Here is a 24,300-nt window from a genome sequence, read left to right on the forward strand (position 1 = left end):
TCGCCCTCGAACGGCGGGCGCGGCCGTCCGGCCGCTTGCCCTCGCAGGCACGGGCCTGCGGGGCCGCGGTCGCGGCCCTTACCGCCGGCCCCGGCGGACCAGGGCCTCGGGGGTGAAGTCCGCCGGCTTGAGCGGCGCGTCGAACTGCGGCGGCGGCAGGCCGTTGTCCACGCCGCGGGCGACATAGCGGTCGGCGGTCAGGTCGAAGGCGAACTCCACCGTCGGGACCAGGGCGGGAACCTGCCAGTGCGGGATCGGATGCGCCTCGGCGTAGCGCAGCAGCTCGCCCTTGCCGTCGTAATGCTCCGACGCCAGGATCTGCCAGCTGTCCTCGTCCAGATAATAGGTGCGGTCGGGCAGGGCGTGCCGGAAGTTCGACTTCAACCGGGCATCCACCACCCAGACCCGGTGCATCTCGTAGCGCAGGAACTGCGGGTTGGGATGCCCCGGCCACAGGATGTCCCGCACCGTCAGGCCGGGGTTGGTCAGCCGGTGGGCGTTGTAGGGCATGTACATCTCGCGCCGCGTCACCAGCGTGAAGTCGAAGCGGTCGAGCGCGCCGCTGAACATGTCCAGCATATCGGCGGTGCAGATGCCGCCCGTCACCGGGTCCGGCGTGTCATAGGAGAAGTCGGGCGCCGGCACCACCCGGCCGCGTTCGCCCTCCCGCGCCCAGGCGCGGGTCCGCGCGGCGATGGGGTCGAGCGTCGACTGGACCACAAGGCTGCTGCCCGCCTGTTCCCGCGGTTCGAGAATTGCGCGGCGGTAGAGCAGCGGCGGGGCCGCCGTGTCCCCGGCGGCGTAGGGAGAGAGGAAATCCTCGCGCAGGCGGGTCTGGGACCGCGACCCGTCGCCGGACTGGACGATGGTCAGGCTGGTGCGCGACATCCGCTCGCCGCGCCAGCGCAGCTTGTGGTTCCACATCGCCTGCAGCCCGTTGGCCGGGATGGGGAAGGGCACGCCGACCGCGGCGTCGCGCAGGATCAGTCCGTTCGCTCCCAGCGCCGCCCGATCGGCATTCGCCATCGACGCGTCATAGATGCGCTGCGGGGCGGCGGCGCTGCGCCGGCAGGGGAACAGCGCCAGTTCGAAGCTCTCCGGGTGTTTCTCCAGCAGCGCCTGTTGCCCGGCGGTCAGCCGCACCCTGTAGCGCTCCACATCCGCGGCGCCGACGGTGAACCAGCGGACATCCTCGATGTAGGGATCGGGGGAGGGGCGGCCGGGTACATAGCCGCGCGGCGCCCGCGTCAGCCCGCCGGTCCAGGCGGGGATCGCCCGCGTGCGGTTGTCGGCGCGCACCGCCCCGAAGGGCGTCAGTTCCTCGCCGAGCCGCGGCACGCCGACCTCGGATTCATCCGGGGGCGGCGCGTTCTGGGCCGGCAACGGCGATGCCGTCGTCGCCACGGCGGCGCCCAGCAGAAGGCCCAGCGCCTCCCGCCGGTTGGGGGGGTGGATCGACGGACCGCTCATCCTGCCGGCCTTTCCGCTTCGGCCAACTCCGTGCCGATGGCCTCGCAGGTCGCCGCGAAGCTGCCGCGCAGCCGGTCGGCCGCTTCCGCGAGCCGGGAAAGCGGCGCCCCCTCGGTGGCGGCCAGTTCCAGCACGCGGGCCGCCTCCGCCAGCGGCTTGGCGCCGGCATTGCGAGAGGAGCCTTTCAGGTTATGGGCGCAGGCCCGCATCCAGTCGCGGTCGCCGTTGCCGAGCGCCGTGTCGAGATCGGCGACGATCCCACGGCCGATGGTGACGAAATCGTCGAGCAGTTCCGCCACCATCGCCGCATCGCCGCCGCACAGCGCGCGCAGGTTGCCGAGTTCGATCAGCGCATCGCCGCCGGCCGGCGGGGCGGATGGCCGCGGAGCGCACTCCGGCACATCGGCCGAAGCCGGCGGCATCCAGCGGGCGAGGGCGACGGCCAGTTGCGACAGCTCCAGCGGCTTGCTCAGCACATCGTCCATGCCGGCGGCGCGGTAGCTCTCGATGTCGGCGGGGGCGGCGTTGGCGGTGATCGCGACGATCGGCAGGCGGCTGCCGATGCCCGGCTCGCCGCTACCCGATTCGGCGGCGCGGATGCGGCGGGTCAGCTCGAAGCCGTCGATCTCCGGCATCTGGACGTCGGTCAGCAGCAGGGCGTAGCGGCGCCCGCCCCGGCGCATGGCATCCAATGCGGACAGTGCCTCCGCCCCGCCCGCGGCCATCTCCGCGGCATAGCCCAGCGCCTGCAACTGCATCAGCAGAACCTTGCGGTTCACCGGATTGTCTTCCGCCACCAGGATCAGGCGCCCCTGCGCCATCGCCTCCTCCATGCCGGGCGCGGCGGGCGCGGACGGTTGCGTGGTGCCGGCGGTACGGTCGGCGGCGGGCATGCAGGAAGCGCTGTCCAGAGCGGCGTCATGGACGCAGGCATGAGGGAAGGCATGGGGACAGGCATGGGCGGCGGGCGGTGGAACCAGCCGCCCCGCGGCGACCGCCACCGCGCGCAGCAGCACCTGCCGGCGTATCGGGCGGCATAGCACCACGGTGCCGGGCTCCGCGCCCCGCGTGCCGGGACGGGAGGTGGCGGACGCCTCTCCCCCCGTCTCGTGGCAGAGCAGGACCACCGGCGGCCGGGGCTCGCCGCTGCGGCGGCCGAACTCGTCGGGCGCACGGGCCGCGGCGGGAACATGCAGCGCCTCGTCGATGGTGACGACGGCGACGACGCATCCGGCCTCCCGCGCGACGCGGGCCTGGGTCGCCAGCTCGGGCGGGGAGGCGGCTGGCAGCACGCGGGCGCCGGCCTGTTCCAGATAGCGGGCGAGGAACCCGCGCTCGGTATCGTCGGGCACGCCCAGCAGCACCGTCAGACCGTCCAGGCCGATGGCGTCGCCGCCGTCCCTCGCCGGGGCGGCTGCCGCCGTGCGGTCCAGCGGCAGGCGAAGCCAGAAGGTGGAGCCGGCGCCGGGCCGGCTTTCCACCCCGATCTCTCCCCCCATCAGCGCGGCAAGCCGCCGGCTGATCGACAATCCCAGCCCGGTGCCGCCGAACCGGCGGGTGGTCGAGCTTTCCGCCTGGGTGAAGGGCTGGAACAGGCGCCGGCAGGTGGATTCGGCGATGCCGATCCCGGTGTCGCAGACGGCGATGCGCAGCAGCGGCTCCGCGCCATCATCCTCATTGTCAGCCGCCCCATTGTCACTTGCGGCTGCGGGCTCGAACTCCGCGCGCAGGACGACGCGGCCGGCCTCGGTGAATTTGATGGCGTTGCCGGCGAGGTTGAACAGGATCTGGCGCAGCCGCACCGGATCGCCCAGCAGGGCCGGCGGAATCGCGGGGTCCACATAGGTCAGCAGCACCAGCCCCTTCGCCCCGGCGGCGGGGGCCAGCGTTTCCGCCACCCCTTCGACCAATGCCGGGACCGACAGCGGCACCCGTTCCAGATCCATCTTCCCGGCTTCGATCTTGGAGAAATCCAGGATGTCGTCGATGATCCGCAACAGCGCGCCGGCCGATTCGCGCATGGTGGCGACGGTGTCGCGCTGGTGTTCGTCCAGCTCGGTCCGTTCCAGCAGGCCGAGCATGCCCAACACCCCGTTCATCGGCGTGCGGATCTCGTGGCTCATGGTGGCGAGGAAGGCCGACTTGGCCCTGGTCGCCTCCTCCGCCTGCTCGCGGCTTTCGCGCAGTTCGCGCGTGCGTTCCGCCACGCGGGTCTCGATCGACTGGATCTGGTCGAAGGCGCGCAACGCCGCGATCACGGCGGTGAACAGGCTTTCCGCCGACAGGTCGGCCTTCGGCTTGTAGTCGTTGATGTCGTAATCGACGATCACGTCGCGCTGCGGCGCCTGTCCCGGCTGGCCGGTGCGCAGGATGATGCGGACGTCGCGGTTCCCCAGATCGTCCCTGATCCAGCGGACCAGCTTCAGGCCGGAGTCATCCTCCTCCATCACCACGTCGAGCAGGATCACGGCGATGTCGCGGCGGAGTTCCAGCACCGCGCGGGCGTCCGCCGCGGTGAGGCAGCTGACGAGTTCCAGCCGGCGCCGCTGGAAGGCGACGTCGGCCAGCAGCAGTCCGGTCATGGCATGGACGTCCGCTTCATCGTCCACCACCAGGATGGTCCAGGGCGGGGCGGCCGGGTCATGCGCGGGCACCCGCTGGACCGCCGTGGCGCCGGTGCGGTCCGCCGCGCCTTCCGCCTCCTCGTCGGCGAACAGGATCTCGTCGTCGTCAAAGGCGGCGCCGGTGCTCATGCGGGGTCGGTCTCCAGCGGGACGGGCGTCGGAAGATGAAGCGGCTGCGGTTGCGTCTGCGACAGGGGTTGCGGGGCCGTCTGCGGGTTGGCGGCGGTCCGTGGGATGCGCAGGGTGAAGGTAGTTCCATCGCCGGCAACGCTGTCAACCGAGATCCGCCCGCCCAGCGACTGGGTGACCAGGTTGAAGACGATGTGCAGCCCCAGCCCGCTGCCGCCCGCCCCGCGCCGGGTGGTGAAGAAGGGTTCGAACACCTTGGGCAGATTTTCCGCCGGAATGCCGACGCCGTCGTCGGCGAAGCGGATCCTCACCTCGTCGTCCGGCATCTCGTCCACGTCGATCACCATGTGCCCCTTGCTGTCGGGCGGGAAGGCATGGGTCAGCGCATTCATCACCAGATTGGTCACCACCTGGCTGAGCGCGCCGGGAAAGCTGTCCATCACGATGCCGGGCGAACAGGCGATGGCGACGCGGTGGCGGCTCTTGCGCAGGGTGGGGCCGAGCGAGGTCACCACCTCGTCCAGATAGGCCAGCAGGTCGAAGCGGCGCCGCTCCTCGCTGGTCTGGTCGACGGCGACGCGCTTGAAGCTCTGGATCAGCTCGGCGGCGCGGGTCAGGTTCTGTTCGATCAGGCGCGAGGATTCGCCGGCGGCGGCGACATACGCGGCAAGCTCGGACTTCTTCATCGTCCCGCGCTCGAACGCTTCGGCCAGGGCGCCGGTGCGGCCCGACAAATGGGTGGCGCAGCCGAAGGCGATGCCGATGGGCGTGTTGATCTCGTGCGCCACGCCGGCGACCAGCAGGGCGAGCGAGGCCATCTTCTCCGCCTGGATCAGATTGGCCTGGGTTTCCTTCAAATCGGCATAAGCCCGCTCCAACTCCTGCATCGCGTTGAAGATTTCCTCGGCCGACCGCGCCTCCACCGTCACGTCGGTCAGGGTGCGGACGAAACCGCCCTCCGGCAGCGGGTTAGTGCGCACCTCCACGATGCGGCCGTCGGGGCGGCGGCGCTTGAAGGTGAAGGGCTGGTCGATGGTGCCGGCCGGCTCCCCAAGCCCGCCGCCCATTCCACTGCCCAGTCCGTCCCCCAGCCTATCGCCAATCCCGCCGATCCCGTAGCTCAGATACAGGTCGGGGTCGTCGCCCATCTCGCCGAACTCGCCCCGGCGGCGCTGAAGGGCGACCATGTCGGCGAAGCGCGGGCCGCGGGCCAGCATGTCCGGCGGGATGTTCAGCAGTTCCGCCGCACGCCTGTTCGCCATCACCACGCGGCCGTCGCCGTCGACCTTGATGATGCCCTGGTCGGTGTTGTCCAGCGTGACCTGCAGCACGTTGCGCTCATGCGCCAGATCCAGTTCAGCCCGCACCCGTTCGGTGACGTCGGACATGGTGCCGGTCAGCCGCCGGGCGCGGCCGTCGGGGTCGCGCTGGGCGGTGGCGCGATCCTCGATCCAGGCCCAGCGGCCATCGCGGCGGCGCATGCGGTAGACCGCGGTGTAGGCCATGGCCCGGTCGCGCAGCCGCCGCCGCGACTCGGCCATCACCCGGTCCGCTTCGTCCGGGTGCAGCAGCGAGGCCCAGGTCTCCGCCGTCATCGCCAGCTCGTTCGGCCCATAGCCGAGCAGGGCGGGGAACTCCTTCGACCACCAATACTGCCCGGTCCGCAGGTCGTAATCCCACACCGAGGAGCGGGTGGCGGTGATGGCCAGCGCCAGCCGCTGCTCGCTCTTGCGCAGGGCGGCCTTCTCCTGCCCCAGCCGGGCGAGCATGGCGTTGTGGGCCTGGATCACCCGGCCGAGTTCGTCGGAGGCGCGCCAATCCACCGGCTGGAGCCCGCCGCCGTGTTCCGATTCCAGGATGGAGGCGATCAGCCGCCGCAGCGGCCTTCCCACCGTCAGCCGAAGCGCCGCCAGCGCCGCGGCGATGGTGCCGGCCAGCATCAGCAGAAGCAGGACCGCGGTGTTCACCACCTCCTGCCGCAACTGTTCACGCGCGACCTTGTGGTCGTAATGCAGGGTGATGGTGCCGACCTGCAGGTTCTGCACCCGGATGGCGCGCCGTTCGGTGCTGGCGTCGCCGCTCACGCCGCCCGGGGGGCAGACCGGCCCCGGCCAGGCGAACAGCCCGCCTGCCAGAGCGTCGGTGACCTCGACGCAGACCAGCTCGCGGTTGGCGCCGATGGCCTGGATCACGTTGCGGATCGCCGGGGCGTCGAAGGTCCACAGGTTGTTGGACAGCACCGCCGCATTGATGTCGGCGATGGTCGCCACCTTGTCCCGCAGGGCCGCCTGCAGTTCCTGGTAGCGGTCGTGGAAGAACAGGGCGGAGAACAGCGAGACGGTGACCACCAGGCTTGGGACCAGGATCAGCAGGAATTTTGCCGATACCGCCGGCACGCGTCGCCACGCCTCAGCGATCCTGGTCATGCACTGCCGTTCCGGACGTTCGTTGGTGCGGCACGCGGTGCGCGTGCACCCGTAAGGAGGTTCTACCCGGTTGCGGACGGCGCGTCCATGGGGCCGATTCCGGGGCGGCGATCGGAGAAAAATGTCTCGCAGAGGTGATTGTTGGTTTCGTTGTGGCGTCCTGTCTTGAGGCTTGTCCACTGCTTGCGCTACTGTCGGTAAGGGAATGCCGGATGTTTCGCACAAATCCGCATGAGGATCGTCTGGAGCGCATGGCCGGCCGACGATGGATGGGTGAGGGAAGTATGGAATTCAAGACGATCAGAGCCAATGGGGTTGCCGAGATCCGGCTGTCGGGACGGATGGAGTTCACCGACCATGACCGTTTGCCCAGAATCGTGACCGAGTTGGAGCAATTGCCGGACAGCCGGGTCGTGCTCGACCTGTCGGAGCTTCAGTTCATCGACTCCGCCGGTCTCGGCATGCTGCTGATCCTGCAGGAGGAGGCGGAGTCCCTGAACAAGAAGCTGATCGTGCGTGGGGCGGGCGGCGACGTGAAGCGGTCGATCGAGCTTGCCCGCCTGTCCGAGATCATCACCATCGAATATTGAACACCCGGCGGCCGGCCTTCCGCGGCCGGCAGCACAGGTCCCTTTCACTGGGGAGATTGCCGCCATGGACGCCGCCCTTTCCGACGGTCCGGCCGAACCGGCGCTCCGTAGCTTCAGCGTGCTGCGCGACTGTGTGCCGGCGGACATGGCCGCCCGGATCCTGTCCCGCTTCGACGGCACCGGCGTCGGTACGGACGGGCTGTCCGACACCGCGGAGGCCGTCCATCCGGCGGTGGAGGCCCAGTTGCTGGAGCGGGCGGACCGCGACCGGCTGCGCGCGGCCTTCGACCGCAGCCCCTTCCTGACGGTCGAGCTGGGGGAGGGAACCGACGAGTGCGCCGTGCTCCTGGACGACTGGTCGGGCGCGCCGGCGGCGGAGCATCCGCGACTGCCGGGATTCTACCTGTCGCTGACCACCGGCAGCGCCTATGGCCTGCAATGCCCGGTCCTGGTCTGCGACGAGCTGGTGCGGCGCGGGGCGCTGGACCCGCAGCGCCGGTCCAATGTGGAGCTTTGCCTGCACGAGGCGGTCGCCAACGCCATCGTCCACGGCAATCTCGGCCTGTCGAGCGCGGTCAAGGGCGAGTCCGGCGGCTATCGCCGCTTCAGCGAAATGATGCGCGACCGGCTGGGCGACCCGGCGGTGGTCCGGCGGCGGCTGGACATCTTCTGCCGCTGGAACGAGCGCAGCATCGCCATCGCCGTGGTGGATCAGGGCGGCGGCTTCGACACCGAACTGGCGCCGACGACCGCCGGCAGCAGGGCGCTGTCGGGACGCGGCTTCGTCTTCATGCGCAGTCTGGCCTCCCGCGTGACGGTGACCGACGGCGGGCGCTGCACCGTCCTGCAGTTCGACCGCTGACGGAGCCTTCATGCCGCTTCCCGCCCTGCCGCTGTCGGATTGCCGTGTCCTGATTGTCGACGACAACGAGTTCAACCGCAAATCCCTGGCCCTGGTGATCCGCCGCGCCGGCATCACCGACATCGCCTTCGCCGAGAATGGCCGTGAAGGGTTGGCGGCCGTCGACCGCTTCCGCCCCGACCTCGTCCTGCTCGACGTCGACATGCCGGTGATGAACGGCTGGGAGATGTGCGAGGCGTTGCGTCGCAACGCGACGCATGAGGAGTTGCCGGTCCTGTTCCAGACCGCGCTGGACAGCGACGAGGAGCAGGTGCGCTGTTTCGAGGCCGGCGGCAGCGATTTCATCTCCAAGCCGATCAAGCCCGGCGAATGCGTCGCCCGCGTCCGGCACCAGTTGGAAAAGCGCAAGCTGTTCGGCGATCTCGCCGCCTTCCGCGAGCGGGTCCAGCGCGAGCTGTCGCACGCCCGCGCCATGCAGACCTCGCTTCTGCCGGAAAAGCGCCGGTTGGCGGATGTGGCCGCCCGCTACGGCCTGACATTGGACGCCCATTTCGAGACATCCTCGGAGCTGGGCGGCGATTTCTGGGGGCTCTACCCGCTGGGCGACCGCCGGCTCGGGGTTCTGATGGTCGATTTCGCCGGGCACGGCATCACCGCGGCTATCAACACTTTTCGCCTGCACACGCTGATCGACCGCTTTCCCATGCACCATGTGGCGCCGTCGCAATGGCTGGCGCAACTGAACGCCGCGTTGAAGGACGTGCTGCCGACGGGACAGTTCGCCACCGCCTTCTTCGGCATCCTCGACCTTGCCATCGACACGCTGACCTTCGCCGCGGCGGGATCGCCCAACCCGGTTCTGGGCACCCCGGCCGGCACGAAGGGCGATGGGCCGGAGATCCGGCTGCTCGATTCGGCCGGGCTCGTGCTGGGCGCCTCGCGGCGGGCGCAGTATGTCGACCACAGCTTTCGCCTGCCGCGCGGCGGCTTCCTGTTTCTCTACAGCGATGCGCTGATCGAATGCGGCGGCGACGAACTTGGTCCGCTGGGTCAGGACGCCGTGCCCGACTTCGTCCGCGACGCGCTGGCCAAGGATCGGCTACACCCGCTCGGCCCGATGATGGACAGCTTCTATGCCCGGGCCCGCCTGCCCCTGCGCGACGACCTGACCGCCGTCTGGGTCGCGAGACGGGCATGAATGGGGCGGGCTTGAAAGGGGCGGCGGGCAGGGGTCAGGGTGCGAACTGCTCCTTCAGGATGCGTTCCTCGAAATTCAGCTCGGGGTCGAACAGCAGGGTCAGGCCGATCTCGCGGCATTCCTGAACCTCCACCTGCAGAACCTCGCGCACCTCGGTGAAGTCGGCGACGGCGCTGACCGGACGCTTCGACTCCTCCAGAACGTCGAAGGTGATCCGGGCGGCGTGGGGCAGCAGGGCGCCGCGCCAGCGCCGCGGGCGGAAGGCGCTGATCGGGGTCAGAGCCAGAACCCCGGCGTTCAGCGGCACGATGGGGCCATGGGCCGACAGGTTATAGGCGGTACTGCCGGCCGGCGTCGCCACCAGGGCGCCGTCGCAGATCAGTTCCGGCAGCCGGACCACACCGTCGATGGTGATGCGCAGCTTGGCCGCCTGCCGCGTCTCGCGCAGGAGCGACACCTCGTTGATGCCGAGCGCCTCCACCCGTTCGCCGTTCACCCTGGTGGCGGTCATGCGAAGCGGGTGCAGGCGGACATGCTGGGAGGCCACGATGCGTTCCGCCAGATCCTCCTCGCGGTAGGCGTTCAGCAGGAAGCCGACCGACCCGCGGTTCATGCCATAGACCGGCGTCGGCCGTTCGCGATGGCGGGTCAGCGCCCGGTGCAGCGTTTCCAGCAGGAAGCCGTCGCCGCCCAGCGCCACGATCACGTCCGCCTCGTCCAAGGTCGCGTTGCCGTAGCGGTGAACCAGCCGCGTGCGGGCGGCGCGCGCCTCCTCCGTGTCGGCGCATGCGAAGGCGATGCGCAGCGCGTCGGGCGCGGGCAGCAAGGGCGCCTGCGCATCTGCGGACTGCAAGAGGGCGGGCTGCATGGCGGCGGGATCGGTCATGGCGCCGACCATAGCGCAGTCCGGCCTTCGCGCAAAAGTATCGCGCGGAGACGGGGCGATGCAAAAGAGCGCATCCGCCGGGGAAAAACGGAAAGGGGGGCCGCGGACGGCCCCCCTTTTTCACGATATGGAACGGATTGGCCGGGTTACTCGACCATCTCCGAAACCATTTCCTCGTCGTCGTCGCCGGAGGTGCGCTTCGGCCGGTTGCCCTCGGCATATTCGAAGGCCGGCTTGTCGTCCTGCACGGTGACCTTGACCAGACCGCCCTTGCTGAGCTTGCCGAACAGCAACTCTTCCGCCAGCGGCTTCTTGATGTACTCCTGGATCACGCGGCCAAGCGGACGGGCGCCGTAGAGCGGGTCATAACCCTTCTTGCCCAGCCACTCGCGCGCCTCTTCGTTCAGCTCGATGGACACGCCGCGGTCTTCCAGCTGCGCTTCCATCTGCATGATGAACTTGTCGACGACGCGGTTGATGACCTCCTGCGTCAGCGGCGCGAACGGGATGATCGCGTCGAGACGGTTGCGGAACTCCGGCGTGAAGGTGCGTTCCACCGCCTCGACATCCTCGCCGACCCGGCGGTCGCGCTCGAAGCCGATGGCGGGCTTGGCCATGTCGGCGGCACCGGCGTTCGAGGTCATGATCAGGATGACGTTGCGGAAATCGACGATCTTGCCGTTGTGGTCGGTCAGCTTGCCGTGGTCCATGATCTGCAACAGGATGTTGAACAGATCCGGGTGGGCCTTCTCGATCTCGTCCAGCAGCAGGACGCAGTGCGGGTGCTGGTCGATGGCGTCGGTCAGCATGCCGCCCTGGTCGAAGCCGACATAGCCCGGAGGGGCGCCGATCAGGCGCGACACCGTGTGCCGCTCCATATACTCCGACATGTCGAAGCGGGTCAGCTCGATGCCCAGCGTCATGGCGAGCTGGCGGGCCACCTCGGTCTTGCCGACACCGGTCGGGCCGGTGAACAGGTAGTTGCCGATGGGCTTCTCCGGCTCGCGCAGGCCGGCACGGGCCAGCTTGATGGCGGAGACCAGCGCGTCGATCGCCTTGTTCTGGCCGAAGACCATGGTCTTCAGGTCGCGCTCCAGGTTCAGCAGCGTTTCCTTGTCGTCGCGGCTGACCGACTTCGGCGGGATGCGGGCGATCTTGGCGACCACCGCCTCCACGTCCTTCACGCCGATCTTCTTGCGGCGCTTGTTCTCCGGCAGCAGCATCTGCGCCGCACCGACCTCGTCGATGATGTCGATGGCTTTGTCGGGCAGCTTGCGGTCGCCGATGTACTTGGCCGACAGCTCCACCGCGACGCGGATGGCGTCGTTGGTGTAGGTGACCTTGTGGTGCTTCTCGTAATAGGGCTTCAGGCCCTGCAGGATCTTGATCGCATCCTCGACCGACGGCTCGTTGACGTCGATCTTCTGGAAGCGGCGCACCAGCGCCCGGTCCTTCTCGAAGTAGCTGCGGTATTCCTTGTAGGTGGTCGAGCCGATGCAGCGCAGCGAACCGGAGGCCAGCGCCGGCTTCAGCAGGTTCGAGGCATCCATCGCGCCGCCCGAGGTGGCGCCGGCGCCGATCACCGTGTGGATCTCGTCGATGAAGAGGATGGCCCCCTCCGTCGCCTCGAGTTCGGACACGACGGCCTTCAGCCGCTCCTCGAAGTCGCCGCGGTAGCGCGTGCCGGCCAGCAGCGAGCCCATGTCGAGCGCGAAGATGGTGGCGTTGCGCAGCACCTCCGGCACTTCCTGCTGGACGATGCGCCGGGCCAGGCCCTCGGCGATGGCGGTCTTGCCGACACCGGGGTCGCCGACATACAGCGGATTGTTCTTCGACCGCCGGCACAGGATCTGGATGGTCCGTTCGACCTCCTGCTCCCGGCCGATCAGCGGATCGATCTTCCCGCCGGACGCCTTCTTGTTCAGGTTGACACAGTAAGCCTCGAGCGCTTCGCTGCCTTTTTTCACGACCTTCTCCGCCGCCGCCTCGTCGTCAGCGCCCGAGACACGCTTTATTTCCGAGCGGCCCGGAGCCTTCGCGATTCCGTGAGAGATGTAGTTGACCGCGTCGAACCGGGTCATCTCCTGCTCCTGCAGGAAGTAGACCGCGTGGCTCTCGCGTTCAGAGAACAAGGCGACGAGCACATTTGCTCCCGTCACCTCCTCACGTCCCGACGACTGGACGTGGATGGCCGCACGCTGCAGAACCCGTTGGAATCCAGCCGTCGGCTTGGCGTCATCGGGCCTGTTCGTGATAAGGTTCGCAAGTTCGTTGTCGAGGTAATCCGACAGTTCCGCGCGCAGTCGGTCGAGGTCGATCCCGCAAGCGCGCAAGACGGCGGTAGCATCGGAGTCTTCGGTCAACGCGAGAAGCAAATGTTCGAGCGTCGCGTATTCATGCCTGCGCTCGTTCGCGTGGGCCAGGGCTCGGTGCAGCGTCTGTTCCAGGTTACGCGACAGCATGTGTGGGTCTAATCCTTTTCTAACGTGCATTGCAGCGGATGCTGGTGCTGGCGCGCAAAGTCCATCACCTGCGTGACTTTCGTCTCCGCCACCTCGTAGGTGAACACGCCGCACAACCCCACACCCCGCCGGTGCACATGCAGCATGATCTGTGTCGCTTCCTCCCGCGATTTGCTGAAGAAGCGTTCGAGAACGAGAACGACGAACTCCATGGGAGTGTAATCGTCGTTCAGCATCAAGACCTTGTACATCGACGGCTTTTTGGTCTTTGGCTTGGCCTTTACGACCACGCCGCTGTTCGTGCCGTCGTTGCCCTGCTTGTCAGAGTCGGCCATGGTCCCAGTCGAATGTCATCGCGATGCACTGTCTATGTGAATGATATGGTCATTTCGGTCGCGGTGGGAAGGGGCCGTTTTCAGTAACCCTCCATTTGGCAGACCCTCCTTTGGTCCGCCGGCCCTCGCGCTACCCCATAATAGGAGACATCGCTTTCGGCCGGGCCGCAATCGGCGGAAAACCCTAGCCCCCTGTCCCCGGACCGTACGCATCCGGTGAGTGCCGCAGTCAGATTGCCTTCCAGTTCCAGGGCAGCAGTTCGGGCAGGCGGTTCTGCGGCAGGTCGGCGATGCGGGCCAGCACGTCGGCCAGCCACGCCTGCGGGTCAACTTCGTTGAGCTTGGCGGTGGTGATCAGGCCGTACATGATCGCCGCCCGCTGCCCGCCGCGATCGGAGCCGCAGAACAGCCACGCCTTTCTGCCCAGGGCGATCCCGCGCAGGCCGCGTTCGGCGGCGTTGTTCGTGAGACACAGCCGGCCGTCGCCGAGGAAGCGCGTGAAGCCGTCCCAGCGCGTCAGCATGTAGTCCATCGCCTTGGCCACGGGGGCATGGCGGGAGAGCCGGGCGCGCTCCGTCCGCATCCAGTTCTCCAGCGTGGCCACCAGGGCGACGCCGTGCTCCTGGCGGGCCGCCAGCCGCTCGGCCGCGGGCTTGCCGTTCAGGGCGCGCTCGAGATCGAAGAGGGCGTCGATGTGGGTCACGGCCTCCAGCGCCAGCGGTGAGATCGGCGGGGCATCCTTGCCGCGTCTGGTGTTCGCGGCGATGTCGGCCAGCTTGAAGAAGCCGCGCCGGGCATGCGCCCAGCACAGTGCGGCGCTGATCGGCCCCGGTCGGCGCTCAGGTTCGTACAGCCGGTTATAGCCGGCGAACGCATCGGCCTGCAGCCAGCCCGTGAAGCCGGCCAGGTGCCGTTCGGGATGCTCGCCCTTGCGGTCTCGCGAATAGTGGAACAGCGCTGCCGGTGGGGCTTGGCCGGCAAACGGCCGGTCATCACGCACATACACCCACAGCCGCCCGGTGTCGGTCTTGCCTTTGGCCAGCACGGGCACGGGCGTGTCGTCTCCATGCAGCCGATCCGCCGCCATCACATGCGAAGCGATCAGGTCGTGCAGCGGCTTCAGCACCGCGGCGGCGGCGCCCACCTGGTCGGCCAGGGTGGACAGGCTGAGCGGCACGCCCTCGCGCGCAAAGCGTTCGGCCTGCCGGTTCAGCGGCTGATGCTGGCCGAACTTCTCGAACAGGAGGGTGGCCAGCAGGTTGGGGCCGGCCCAGCCCCGTGGGGTGGCGTGGAACGGCGCCGGCGGCTGGCTGATCGTCTCGCAGGCCCGGCAGGAGAACCGTTCCCGCACCGTCTGGATCACCTTCCACTGGCGCGGGATCACCTCCAGCGTCTCGGTGATCGTCTCGCCCAGCTTGCACAGCTTGTCCGAGCCGCAGCACGGGCAGCTCGCCGGTGCCGGCACAACGACGCGCTCGCGCGGCAGGTGGTCGGGGAAGGGTTGGCGTGATGGCCGTTTGCGGGTAAAGGCCGCCACCGCGGTGGTTTTGGCAGCGGCCTGCTCGGCCGCCAGTTCGTCCTCGCTGGCCGTCGCTTCCAGCTCTTCGAGCTGGAACTCCAACTGGTCCAGCAGACGCGCCTTGCGCTCGGAGCGCGTGCCGTAGAGCTCGCGCCGGAGTTTCTCGATTTCCAGCTTCAGGCCGGCGATCAGCGCCTCGGTGTTGGAGGCCATTGCCCTGGCCTGGGCCGCGTCGGCTTCCGCGGCGTCCGCCCGCGCCTCGGCCTGCGCCAAGGCAGCGCGCAAGTTGGCGACGTCGTCGGCCGAGGTGGAGGGGAGCGGGGCGGCGGTCATGGCGCCAGTTTACCTGGGAACGCGCCGTTGAGCCGCCACAATCACCCCTGAACCGGTGCGTCGATTCACCGTGTCGCAGTCACCCCGCGGCCTCGGGGCGCCAAGTCTTCTGCGGGTTGCGCCAGTCGATGCCCTCGAGCAGATAGCCCATCTGCCCAACCGAGATCGACACCGCGCCGTCCGCCGGCGTGGGCCAGATGAAGCGGCCCCGCTCCAGCCTCTTCATGAACAGGCAACTGCCCTGGCCGTCATACCAGATGATCTTCACCAGATCGCCGCGGCGCCCGCGGAAGATGAAGAGATGGCCGCTGTGCGGGTCTTGGGCGAAGCGTTCCTGCACCAGCAGCGCCAAACTCGCCCAGCCTTTGCGCATGTCGGTGTGTCCGCTGGCCAGCCACACCCGCACGCCACTCGGCACCGGGATCATGCCAGGGCACCGACGACGGCCGCCGCCAGAGCCGGATCGACCGGCCCTTCCAGACGCAGGCGTGCCCCGCCGGGCAGGATGACCTCGAGGATCGCCGGGCTCGTGGTCGGACCCGCTGGAGGCGGCAATGGTTCAGGGGGCTCCAAGACCGGCGGTTCTGTTACGGTCGGCTCCGGCGTGATGGTCACTGCGACGAAGCTGGACGGTTCGGCCACCGCGCTCCCGCTCGCCTGCATCAGCCCTCGCCAGCGGTATAGCAGACTTTCGTGCACGCCCAGCCGGCGGGCCGCTTCCGTCACCACCACGCCGGGGCGGAACGCCTCCTCGACCATTCGGACCTTCTCCGCCGGCGTGTAATTCCGCCGCCGCTCCGTTCCCGTCAGAACCTCGACCCGCTGGTAAGCCATGACGTTTGCAACTCGTTTGCGTCCGCGCAATGACGCGCCACGCAAATCTCAGACGTCGCCCCCTGCTTTGCCAAGGCGGCGCTCACCGGAGGCGTACCCCGGAACCGCGGGGATGGGGTGGGCCGCGAACGCAAAACGGCCCGGCACCCCTGTCCGGGGTGCCGGGCCGCTGCGATGCGGGCGATCAGGTGGGCATGGGCTGCCCGCGGGGGCTGCCCACCGATCAAGCCGGTCAGGCGGCGACCTGCTTCTTCGACAGGACCTCGACCGTGGCGTTGACGCGGGCGCTCAGCGGAGCCAGCGCCTCGTTGGCGATCTTGACGGTCAGCTCCTGCATCTTGGTGCTTTCCGACACCAGCGCGTCGATGCTCGCCTTGGCGTAGGCGTTCTGCAGTTCGACCAGTTCCTGGATCGTCTTCACCGCCAGCAGGGCCTTGGCGTTCGACACGCTCTTCTCCAGCGAGGACTGGGTGAAGGCGGTGACCTGCTTGCCGGCCTCTTCCGCGCCCTTGGCGACGACGGTGCCGGACTTCACGAAGGCATCGACGTTCTGCTTGGTCAGCACGGTCAGATCGTCATAGCCCTTCAGCACCTGGGCCGAGGCCTTTTCGATCTGCTCCTGCTGGGCCTTCACGAGGCCTTCCAGGTTCTGCTTGGCGGTGGCGATGGCGTCTTCGACGGACTTGGTGACGGCGGCGATCTGGTCGGACATGGCTATGCTCCTCGCGCTTTCTCAGGGGTCAACCGCGCGGCCCCGACGATGCGGCGACCGGGTGCGGAGTGGGTTGAAACCCTCGGACCCCGTCAGGGCGGGCGCCCGAGATATGCTGCACTGCAACATGAGCGGAATGTAAGGGAGCCCGGGGGTGGTGTCAATGGTTATTGTGCACCGCACAAAAATCCTGGCGTGCAAACCGGGCCCCTTCATACGCAAAAGGCCCGGCAACCGCGTGGAGGTTGCCGGGCCTTTTGCGAAGCCGGGGTCCATGCCGAACCCCGGCCGTCATGTGCCGTCGGATCGGGCCGATCAGGCGGCGATCGGCTTGGAGAGGGTTTCCACCGTCGCGGTGACGCGGGCGTTCAGCGGGGCCAGCGCCTCGTTGGTGACCTTGGTGGTCAGCTCCTGCAGCCGGCTGGTCTCGGCCAGCATCGCGTCGAAGCTCGACTTCAGGAAATCGTTCTGCAGCTCGACGACTTCCTGCAGGGTCTTGGCGGCCAGCAGGGCCTTGCCGGTGGTGATCGACTTGTCCAGCGCCGACTGGCCGTAGGCGACGACCTCCCGGCCCAGATCCTCGGCGCCCTTGGCGGCGATGGTGCTGCTGGCGATCAGCGCCTCGACATTGGCCTTGCCGGTGGCCTGCAGGTCCTCGTAGCTCTTCAGCAGCTGGGCGGCGGTCTTCTCGAACTGCTCCTTGGCGACGGTCGCGGTCTGTTCGAACTGCTTGACCGTCTGCTCCTGGCCGGCCTTCACCAGACCCTCATACTGCTCCTTGGCCTGGGCGGCGACGGTTTCGAGCGACTTCGGCGTGAACTGGTTCATGACGCGCGTTCCTTCCTGGCTGATGCCGACGTTTGGGCGAAGGGCCCTGCCGCCGCGGTGCGGGGGCGCGAAGCTTGCCGGCAGCGGTTTGCGTTGCGTTTATACGTTGTGCATCCGGCCCGGCCGGTCCCCGGAACCGCGATACGGCCCCGGAAATGCTGCACTGCAATATGAGGATTTTATGGGCTACGCAGGGGGCGCTGTCAACAGTCCGTTCGGTAGGTACCCATATGGGCTGTTGCGCCGCATCATGCTCCGACCGCGCGAAATTCCGATGAGCGCGGTATCGCGGACGTTGCCGGCGGGTTTCGTTGTCGCCGAACCGGCGGCAACCCCTCGATGAAGCAACTCCTTAACGAAGGATTTACCGGCGATGGGACAAGTGTAGCGTGGCCGTGGGCGTGAATCGCCTCGGCCATTGGTCAGGTGCGGCGCTTGGACGCGGCGCTCCCGGCCCCCGCACTCCAGGCCGTCCGCACTCCAGGCCGCATCTTCGGGACGTTTTCGATCATGACCTATTGCCTTGGCATCAAGACACGCGACGGCCTGATCGGTCTGTCGGACGGTCGCATCACCAGCGGGTCGCAGCTTTCGTCGGCCCGCAAGGTGACGATGATCGGCAGCGGCGGCGACCGCTTCTTCATCATGAATTCCGGCCTGCGCAGCGTGCGGGACAAGACGCTGGCCTATCTCCGCCGCGACATGCAGAAGCGCCGGGGTGAATCCTATTCGACCATGCTGGACGCCGTGTCGGCCTTCACCGCCTGCCTGCGGCAAGTCGCCGCGGAGGATAAGGAGTCGCTGGAGGCGTCGAAGCTCCACTTCAACCTGCACGCCATCATCGGCGGCCAGCTGGCCGAGGACCGGGAACCCTACATGTTCCTGGTCTATCCGGAAGGCAACTGGATCGAGGTGGACGAGCGCACGCCCTACCTGTCGATCGGCGCCACCGCCTACGGCAAGCCGATCCTGGACCGGGCGCTGACCTACGGCACCGACATGCAGACGGCGCTGAAGCTGGCCTACCTGTCCTTCGACAGCACCCGCTTTTCCAGCAATGACGTCGGCTTTCCCATCGACATGGTGTCCTACCACGCGGAATCGCGGAGCTGGCGCCAGTCGAACTTCGACTACGACGACCTCAGCGAACAGCGCCAGTGGTGGAACCGCAACCTGACGGAACTGGCGCGCCGCATGCCGGACGGCCCGTGGGTCGAGACGCTGGTGCCGGAAGGGATGCGTCCGCTCCGGCCCGCCGAAGAGGCCGTCTGACCTCCGCTCAGTTCTCCGGGAGGGTGCTCAGCAGAAGCGCCCCGAAGGGGCCGGTCCGACCCGCCAGGCCATGGGGTCCGGCCTGGAGCTCGAAGACCACGCCGCCATCCGCCGATTGGCCGGAAGAGGGCAGGTCGCGCGGCGCCTCCTCCGGCTCCGGCGGGGCGGCGAAGGCGGCGCCCGTCGGGTCGATTCCGCGCAGCAGGTCTGGGAAACCGGCATCGATGAAGCGGTTGGACGGGTAGGGGAAGGCGGTGAAGAACCACTGCCCGGACCGGCACCCGCTGATCAGCCAATAGAAGCCGTTCGACCGCAACCGCAGCCCGTGCGGCGGCGGGTCGAAGGCCCCGTCCTCGCGCAGGCGGCCGATGAAGCTGTCATACTGCGCGGCGCTCAGCTGCAGCGTCGCCTTGCGGCCGCGGGCGGCGGAGAATGGATCGGCCGGGGTGATGCGGGCGAGGTCCGTCGCCTCGATCACATGCGCCTCGACCGCCGCACCGCCGCGCTCGGGGTCGCCGACGACGTCGTATGTCCGCACATGACGGTTGTAATCGGCGTTGAAGATCAGGCGAAAGCGGTCGGTCCCGTCCTTGCCGCAGCTCGTCCTCAGGTCGTCGCCGTTGAGATAGCTGAACCAGGTCAGCTTGCGCGCCGCCGGATTGTCGGTCGGCCCGGCGGAGGTGCAGCCGGCGAGCGCCAGCAGGGATGCCGCCAAGGAAGCCGCCAGTCGGGCCGAGGGTACGCGGCGGATGAGGGCGCGGCGAAGGCGGCCGGGTGGAGGGGCGTCGGCCGGAACGGTTTTTCCCGGTGCGCTTGTGCCCGGGAAGCTTCTTTGATGACCACGGCTCATTGTCGCTTGCCTCGCGTCAGCGGCCCCTGGTAGGTGGAAAGCGCAGGTCGCGGCGGCAAGCCCGATCACCGGGTTCCGGCCGATCGGAGGGCGCCGGTAATCCGTCTGCCCCCATGCCGTAACCCCTCCGCTTGCGTGCCGTCCTCCGCAGTCCTTCCCGTCATCCTCAGTCAGCCAGGACCCGCCATTTTGGTCACAAGCACCGGCGAAAGCCAAAGCAAGAAATTAACGAATTCCTGCTAGACACTGATTTCTCACGAATTTACCATTGAACCAAGCACCAGAATCTAGCGGTTGGCGGGGCCATCATGAGTGTAACGCGCAACACCGTTCGTAACGGATTGTTTCCGTTCGCCTTTCGCGCAACGGAGACGGCCGGCGGGCGGAGTTCGGCGGGTGTGGGGCGCCATCTGCTCGCGGCGGCCGCGCTGCTTGGCATGGCGGCGGTAGGCTCCGGCCTCTCGGCGGCCGAAGCGCTGGCGGCCAAGGCGGCGGCCATCGTGGTCGATGCCCGTACCGGGCAGGTGCTGATCGACCAGGACGCCGACGCCATCGTCCATCCGGCGTCGCTGACCAAGATGATGACGCTGTATCTCGCCTTCGACGCGCTGGAGGACGGCCGCCTGTCCCTCGGCCAGCAGTTGCCGGTTTCCGCCTTCGCGCAGAGCATGTCGCCGACCAAGCTCGGCCTGCGCGCCGGCCAGACGCTGAAGGTCGAAACCGCGATCCTCGGCCTCGTCACCAAATCGGCCAACGACGCCGCGGTCGTCCTGGCGGAGGCGCTCGGCGGCACCGAGGCCCGCTTTGCCGAGATGATGACGCGCAAGGCGCGCGAACTGGGCATGCGCCGCACCGTCTACCGCAACGCGTCGGGCCTGCCGAACATGGAACAGGTGACGACCGCCCGCGACTATGCCGTGCTGTCCCGCGCCCTGATGCGCGACCACGCCAAATACTACCCCTATTTCAGCCGCCGCAATTTCGTCTATGGCGGTCGCACGATGGCCAACCACAACAATCTCATGTCCCGCTACGAGGGCATGGACGGCATCAAGACCGGCTACACCATCGCATCGGGCTTCAACCTCGCCGCGTCGGCGGTGCGGGACGGGCGCCGGCTGGTCGGCGTGGTGATGGGCGGCAAGTCCGCGGGATCGCGCGACAACAAGATGGCGGCGCTGCTCGACCAGGCCTTCAGCCGCGCCAGCCAGGGCCGCGACGAAGGGCCGGTGATGGCCAGCCTCGACACGCGCTCCGACGCCGTCGCCGGCGAGGTGGGCGACGTGAAGGCCAAGCCGGTGCGCGCCGCCGTGCAGATGGCAGCGATTCCCGCCGCCCCGGCGCGTGAGAGCAAGCCCGCCCGCGAAACCGGTTCGCATTGGGGGGTCCAGGTCGGCGCCTTCTCCAGCCGTGCGGCCGGCAACAAGGCGGTCACCCAGGCGGTCAAGCAGGCTCCCTTCATCCTGCGCGCGGCCAAGCCCAGCGTGGTGGAGGCGAAGGCCGGCAAGGACACCATCTATCGCGCCCGTCTGACCGGTCTCGACGAGAAGGATGCGCGCAAGGCCTGTGCGGTGCTGACGAAGCACGGCCACCATTGCGTTGCCGTGTCGCCCGCCGAGCGCGGCTGACCGGCACCCATCGCGGAACGCGGCGGGGGATCACCCCCGCGCCGCGGCGCTCCGTTCCAGGAAAGCCAGCGCCGGCGCCATTGCACCGGTCAGATCGGCCAGCCGCCGCGGCAGGTCGGCGGCGCTGCCGTCCTCCAACGCCGCCTCCAATGCGCGGGCGGCGCGGCGCAGGGCCAGGCAGCCATACTGGCCGGACACGCCGGCGATCTTGTGCGCCATCGCCCCGGCCGTCGCCGGATCCCCATTCCGCAAGGCTTCGCCGAGCGTCCGATCGTGCTGGCGCAGCACCGCCGCCGTCTTGCCGATCAATTCGGCGGTGCGGTCGGGCGGCAGCAGGTCCCGCATCGTCGCGATGGCGCCCTCGTCGAAATCGGGCTCGTTCACCGGCGGGGCCGCTTGCGGCGCGCCGGCCAGCGCGGCGGCCATGGCGTCCAGCTGCAGGGGTTTCGCCAGCATGCCGTCGGCGCCGCAGCCGGCGCAGCGGTCGCGGCCATCGGCGGTGAAGCTGGCCGTCAGCATCAGGATCCGCGCGGTGCCGCCGCCCGGCCGGCTGCGGATGGCGCGGACGGCCTCGTCGCCGGGCAGGCCGGGCAGCCCCAAATCCATCAGGATCAGGTCGAAGGCGATCTGCGCGGCGGCGGCGACGGCGGCCGGGCCATCCTCCACCGCCACCACCCGATGGCCGGCACGTTCCAGCAGGGCGCGGGCGGCAAGGCGGGTGACCGTCTCGTCTTCCGCCAGCAGGATGTGCAAGGGTGGCATGCCGGTCCGCTCTTCCCGGTTGATGAGAGGAGCGCAGTCTAGCCGGTTCCCCGGCAGGGCGCACCCACACCGTAAGACAGCATCGGATTGGGGCGGCGTCACACGGTCGGAGAGGCCTGGGTGAACATCGGATCCTCGATCCGGTGCAGGCGCCCGGCGCCGGTCATCGCCGCGCGCAGCAGCAGGGTCTTGCGGCGGGCGGCGGCCAGCTTGTCGACCGGCGCCTCGCGCAGGATCTCGGCGCCGTAGGCGTCCGCGACCATCAGCCCGCAATCCTCCGGGATCAGTTCGGTCGGGAATCCGTCATCGACGGCGAAATAGAAGGCATCGCACCATTCGCGATACTCCTGCCATTTCTGGTCGGAGCGGAAATCGGCAACGCCGCTCTTCACCTCGACGATCAGGATGCAGCCGGCCTCGTCGATGGCCAGCACGTCGGCCCTTCGCCCGCTCGCCAGCCGGAATTCGGTCAGGGTGGCAAAGCCGCGCATCGCCAGCGCCCGCCGCACGCCGCGGAAGATGGGCAGCGCTCCGCCGGCGGACAGGGCGGAGTCGGCATCGGAAACGGGTACGGCTAGATCGTCGCTCATCGGCGCTGCGCCACCACTGGAAAACAGAACGGTTCGGGAACGATGCGGACACAATGCCGCGTCACTCCCGCGGCGCCAAGGGGCAAAAAGAGTATGGCGGGCTGGGTCCGGTTCCGACCCGAACCGGCACGGGCGACTCAGCTGGGCCGCGTCAGCCCGGAATGATGACCGGGGGCAGGGGAGCGGGCCGGCAACGGTCGCGCGGCAGGCTGCGGCCGGCGGGAAACACCAGAACGGCGGCGGTGCCGACGCCCGGCTCGCTGGTCAGTTCCAGACGGCCGCCATGCATTTCGGCCAGCCGTTTGACGATCGGCAGACCCAGCCCGGTCCCGCGGGAGTTGCGGGCAATGGTGGAATCCTGCAATTCGAAGGGGTGAAGGATGCGCGGAAGCTCGGCGGTCGGGATGCCGATGCCGGTGTCGGCCACCATCAGCCCGATCCCGCCGTCCGGCATCAGCTGCGCCGTCAGCACCACCTCGCCGCCCGGCCGGGTGTGGGTGACGGCGTTGGACAGCAGATTGGTCAGCATCCGGGTCAGCGCCTGGGCGTCGCCCTGCAGAAGCGGAAGGTCGGCCGGCACGTCGCGGCGCAGGCGGACCTCGCCCTCGGCCGCGACCTCCTGCAGCGCCGCGGCGATCTTGAGCGACAGGAGGTCCAGATCCACCCCCTCTTCGGCCATCGTCATGGTGCCGTCCAGGCGCGACAACTCCAGGATATCGTCGATCAGTGCCAGCAGATGGCTCCCGGCATCGCGGATGTCGCCGACATAGCTGCGGTAGCGCGGATTGCCCAGCGGCCCGAACGGCTCCGACAGCAGCATCTCGGAAAAGCCCAGCACGGCGTTCAGAGGTGTCCGCAGCTCGTGGCTCATCTGCGCCAGGAAGGCGCTCTTGGCGCGGCTGGCGCTTTCCGCCTCGCCGCGGGCGGCACGCGCCTCCGTTTCGCGGACGCGCATCCGTTCCTCGTTCAGCTTCAGCGTGGTGACGTCGGTGTAGTGAACCAGCACGCCGCCGGGCACCGCATGCTCGCGGCTGAGCAGCCAGCGCCCGTCGGGCAGCGGCACGACCACCGGCGGCTCCAGCCGGCGATGCCGCTCCAGCCGCACCCTCAGCCAGTTCGCGCGCTCATCCTCCGTGGTCAGGCGAGGGTCGGACAGGGCGAAGCTGCGGGCCAGCTCCTCGAAGGGCACGCCGGGGACCAGCCGGTCGGCCAAGGCGGGCAGGTCGTTCTTCAATCGGCCGTTGGCGTGGACGAGGCGGTCGTCATGGTCGAACAGGGCGAAGCTCTCGCCGCTGTGCTCCAGCGCCGCGGCCAGGCTTTCGGCAAGCGCCTCGGCCACGGAGGGTGCCTCCGGGCCCAGGTCGGTCAGGATCGCGCTGAGGCCGCCGGGCGCCGGGGCCGCCGCCACCCGCCAGCGTACGGGAATGCCGCCGCGCCGCGCCGCGACCGTCCGTTCCACCGGTTCATGCAGGGCGTCTGCCAGCACCGCGAAGAGTCCGGGGCAGTTGGCATGGGTCGCATCGCCGCGCAGCCGGCGTCCGGCCAGCGGTGCGGCACCCAGCAGCCGTTCCGCCGCCGGGTTGGCCGACCACCAATCCAGATCGGTCAGCGCGCCGCTGCAGTCGCGGTGGGCCTTGAGACGGGCGACCGCGACCGGCAGCCGCATCACTGCCGACAGGACAAGATCATCGGGCAGGGCTTTTCCGGCCGTTGTCCGGCCGTATTCCGCATCGTCACAAGACTGCGCGTTGCATTCCATCCGATCATCATTGCGGTTCATTCCTAATAAACGCTGAAGGCAGCGCCTGAGGCCACGGCGATTATTTGTCGAATTGCAACAGAAATCCTCATTTGCATATGATGTCCGTTGAATTTACCGAAAAAGCAACGAAAGGTTTGGTTGTGCAGCGCGTTATAATCTTCGCGTGTGCTCTGCCCAATGGCGGGCTTTGCAGGGGGCGATTGCTTTCATACTCTGGTAGCTGCACAG

General features: G+C 68.6%; 20 protein-coding genes. 5 read left to right on the forward strand and 15 right to left on the reverse strand.

Annotated features, from left to right (window positions below):
• Window positions 1-78 precede the first annotated feature (78 nt).
• The 3 genes from DM194_RS02085 to DM194_RS02095 are packed head-to-tail and all read right to left on the reverse strand — an operon-like array spanning window position 79 to window position 6,649.
• Complete coding sequence (locus DM194_RS02085; RefSeq protein WP_111065698.1) at window positions 79-1,470, reverse strand: DUF1329 domain-containing protein; 1,392 nt, start codon at window positions 1,468-1,470, stop codon at window positions 79-81.
• Window positions 1,467-4,223: a response regulator gene (locus tag DM194_RS02090; protein ID WP_111065699.1), complete on the reverse strand. Its 2,757-nt coding sequence runs from the start codon at window positions 4,221-4,223 to the stop codon at window positions 1,467-1,469. The genes DM194_RS02085 and DM194_RS02090 overlap by 4 nt, the downstream gene beginning before the upstream one ends.
• Complete coding sequence (locus DM194_RS02095) at window positions 4,220-6,649, reverse strand: ATP-binding protein (protein WP_111065700.1); 2,430 nt, start codon at window positions 6,647-6,649, stop codon at window positions 4,220-4,222. The genes DM194_RS02090 and DM194_RS02095 overlap by 4 nt, the downstream gene beginning before the upstream one ends.
• Before the next feature lie 212 nt (window positions 6,650-6,861).
• On the opposite strand from DM194_RS02095, the gene DM194_RS02100 reads away from it, so the two are divergent.
• From DM194_RS02100 to DM194_RS02110, 3 genes are all read left to right on the forward strand, one after another.
• Window positions 6,862-7,239, forward strand: coding sequence for an STAS domain-containing protein (locus tag DM194_RS02100; RefSeq protein WP_246024245.1), 378 nt, complete (start codon window positions 6,862-6,864; stop codon window positions 7,237-7,239).
• A gap of 64 nt (window positions 7,240-7,303) precedes the next feature.
• A complete protein-coding gene (locus tag DM194_RS02105) occupies window positions 7,304-8,101 on the forward strand; it encodes an ATP-binding protein (RefSeq protein WP_111065702.1) in 798 nt (265 codons plus the stop codon).
• A gap of 10 nt (window positions 8,102-8,111) precedes the next feature.
• Window positions 8,112-9,299 (forward strand): PP2C family protein-serine/threonine phosphatase, encoded by a 1,188-nt coding sequence (locus DM194_RS02110; protein WP_111065703.1) that lies wholly within the window; start codon window positions 8,112-8,114, stop codon window positions 9,297-9,299.
• A 34-nt stretch (window positions 9,300-9,333) separates the two neighbouring features.
• Here DM194_RS02110 and DM194_RS02115 read toward each other — a convergent pair whose 3' ends face one another.
• From DM194_RS02115 to DM194_RS02150, 8 genes are all read right to left on the reverse strand, one after another.
• Window positions 9,334-10,185: an NAD kinase gene (locus DM194_RS02115; protein WP_246024246.1), complete on the reverse strand. Its 852-nt coding sequence runs from the start codon at window positions 10,183-10,185 to the stop codon at window positions 9,334-9,336.
• 146 nt (window positions 10,186-10,331) lie between these two features.
• The gene (clpA, locus tag DM194_RS02120; RefSeq protein ID WP_111065704.1) at window positions 10,332-12,647 is read right to left on the reverse strand and encodes an ATP-dependent Clp protease ATP-binding subunit ClpA; all 2,316 of its coding nucleotides are present in this window, start codon (window positions 12,645-12,647) and stop codon (window positions 10,332-10,334) included.
• A gap of 8 nt (window positions 12,648-12,655) precedes the next feature.
• Window positions 12,656-12,982 carry an ATP-dependent Clp protease adapter ClpS gene (gene clpS / locus DM194_RS02125; protein ID WP_063633957.1) on the reverse strand — a complete coding sequence of 109 codons (327 nt, stop codon included), beginning with the start codon at window positions 12,980-12,982 and terminating at the stop codon, window positions 12,656-12,658.
• Window positions 12,983-13,211: 229 nt separating this feature from the next.
• Window positions 13,212-14,834 carry an IS66 family transposase gene (tnpC, locus tag DM194_RS02130; RefSeq protein ID WP_111065523.1) on the reverse strand — a complete coding sequence of 541 codons (1,623 nt, stop codon included), beginning with the start codon at window positions 14,832-14,834 and terminating at the stop codon, window positions 13,212-13,214.
• Between the two features lie 79 nt (window positions 14,835-14,913).
• On the reverse strand, window positions 14,914-15,261 hold the full coding sequence (tnpB, locus tag DM194_RS02135; protein WP_111065522.1) for an IS66 family insertion sequence element accessory protein TnpB: 348 nt from the start codon (window positions 15,259-15,261) through the stop codon (window positions 14,914-14,916).
• Window positions 15,258-15,668, reverse strand: coding sequence for an IS66-like element accessory protein TnpA (gene tnpA, locus DM194_RS02140; protein ID WP_111065521.1), 411 nt, complete (start codon window positions 15,666-15,668; stop codon window positions 15,258-15,260). The genes tnpB and tnpA overlap by 4 nt, the downstream gene beginning before the upstream one ends.
• Before the next feature lie 232 nt (window positions 15,669-15,900).
• The gene (locus DM194_RS02145) at window positions 15,901-16,380 is read right to left on the reverse strand and encodes a phasin family protein (RefSeq protein ID WP_111065705.1); all 480 of its coding nucleotides are present in this window, start codon (window positions 16,378-16,380) and stop codon (window positions 15,901-15,903) included.
• 315 nt (window positions 16,381-16,695) lie between these two features.
• A complete protein-coding gene (locus DM194_RS02150) occupies window positions 16,696-17,208 on the reverse strand; it encodes a phasin family protein (RefSeq protein ID WP_111065706.1) in 513 nt (170 codons plus the stop codon).
• 510 nt (window positions 17,209-17,718) lie between these two features.
• Here DM194_RS02150 and DM194_RS02155 point away from each other — a divergent pair.
• Entirely contained in the window at window positions 17,719-18,480 is a 762-nt protein-coding gene (locus DM194_RS02155) for a proteasome-type protease (protein WP_111065707.1), read from the forward strand.
• A 7-nt stretch (window positions 18,481-18,487) separates the two neighbouring features.
• Here the strand turns inward: DM194_RS02155 and DM194_RS02160 are convergent, their stop codons facing one another.
• Window positions 18,488-19,195: a hypothetical protein gene (locus DM194_RS02160; protein WP_111065708.1), complete on the reverse strand. Its 708-nt coding sequence runs from the start codon at window positions 19,193-19,195 to the stop codon at window positions 18,488-18,490.
• Window positions 19,196-19,728: 533 nt separating this feature from the next.
• Here DM194_RS02160 and DM194_RS02165 point away from each other — a divergent pair.
• Window positions 19,729-20,958 carry a D-alanyl-D-alanine carboxypeptidase family protein gene (locus tag DM194_RS02165; RefSeq protein ID WP_111065709.1) on the forward strand — a complete coding sequence of 410 codons (1,230 nt, stop codon included), beginning with the start codon at window positions 19,729-19,731 and terminating at the stop codon, window positions 20,956-20,958.
• Window positions 20,959-20,988: 30 nt separating this feature from the next.
• Here DM194_RS02165 and DM194_RS02170 read toward each other — a convergent pair whose 3' ends face one another.
• The 3 genes from DM194_RS02170 to DM194_RS02180 all read right to left on the reverse strand — a co-directional run bounded on the left by DM194_RS02170 (window position 20,989) and on the right by DM194_RS02180 (window position 24,069).
• A complete protein-coding gene (locus DM194_RS02170) occupies window positions 20,989-21,720 on the reverse strand; it encodes a response regulator (RefSeq protein ID WP_246024247.1) in 732 nt (243 codons plus the stop codon).
• Window positions 21,721-21,818: 98 nt separating this feature from the next.
• On the reverse strand, window positions 21,819-22,310 hold the full coding sequence (locus DM194_RS02175) for an MmcB family DNA repair protein (protein ID WP_111065711.1): 492 nt from the start codon (window positions 22,308-22,310) through the stop codon (window positions 21,819-21,821).
• Window positions 22,311-22,461: 151 nt separating this feature from the next.
• Window positions 22,462-24,069 carry a sensor histidine kinase gene (locus DM194_RS02180; protein WP_246024248.1) on the reverse strand — a complete coding sequence of 536 codons (1,608 nt, stop codon included), beginning with the start codon at window positions 24,067-24,069 and terminating at the stop codon, window positions 22,462-22,464.
• Window positions 24,070-24,300: the final 231 nt, after the last annotated feature.

Origin of the sequence: Azospirillum ramasamyi, from assembly GCF_003233655.1 — a bacterium.
Classification (GTDB): domain Bacteria; phylum Pseudomonadota; class Alphaproteobacteria; order Azospirillales; family Azospirillaceae; genus Azospirillum; species Azospirillum ramasamyi.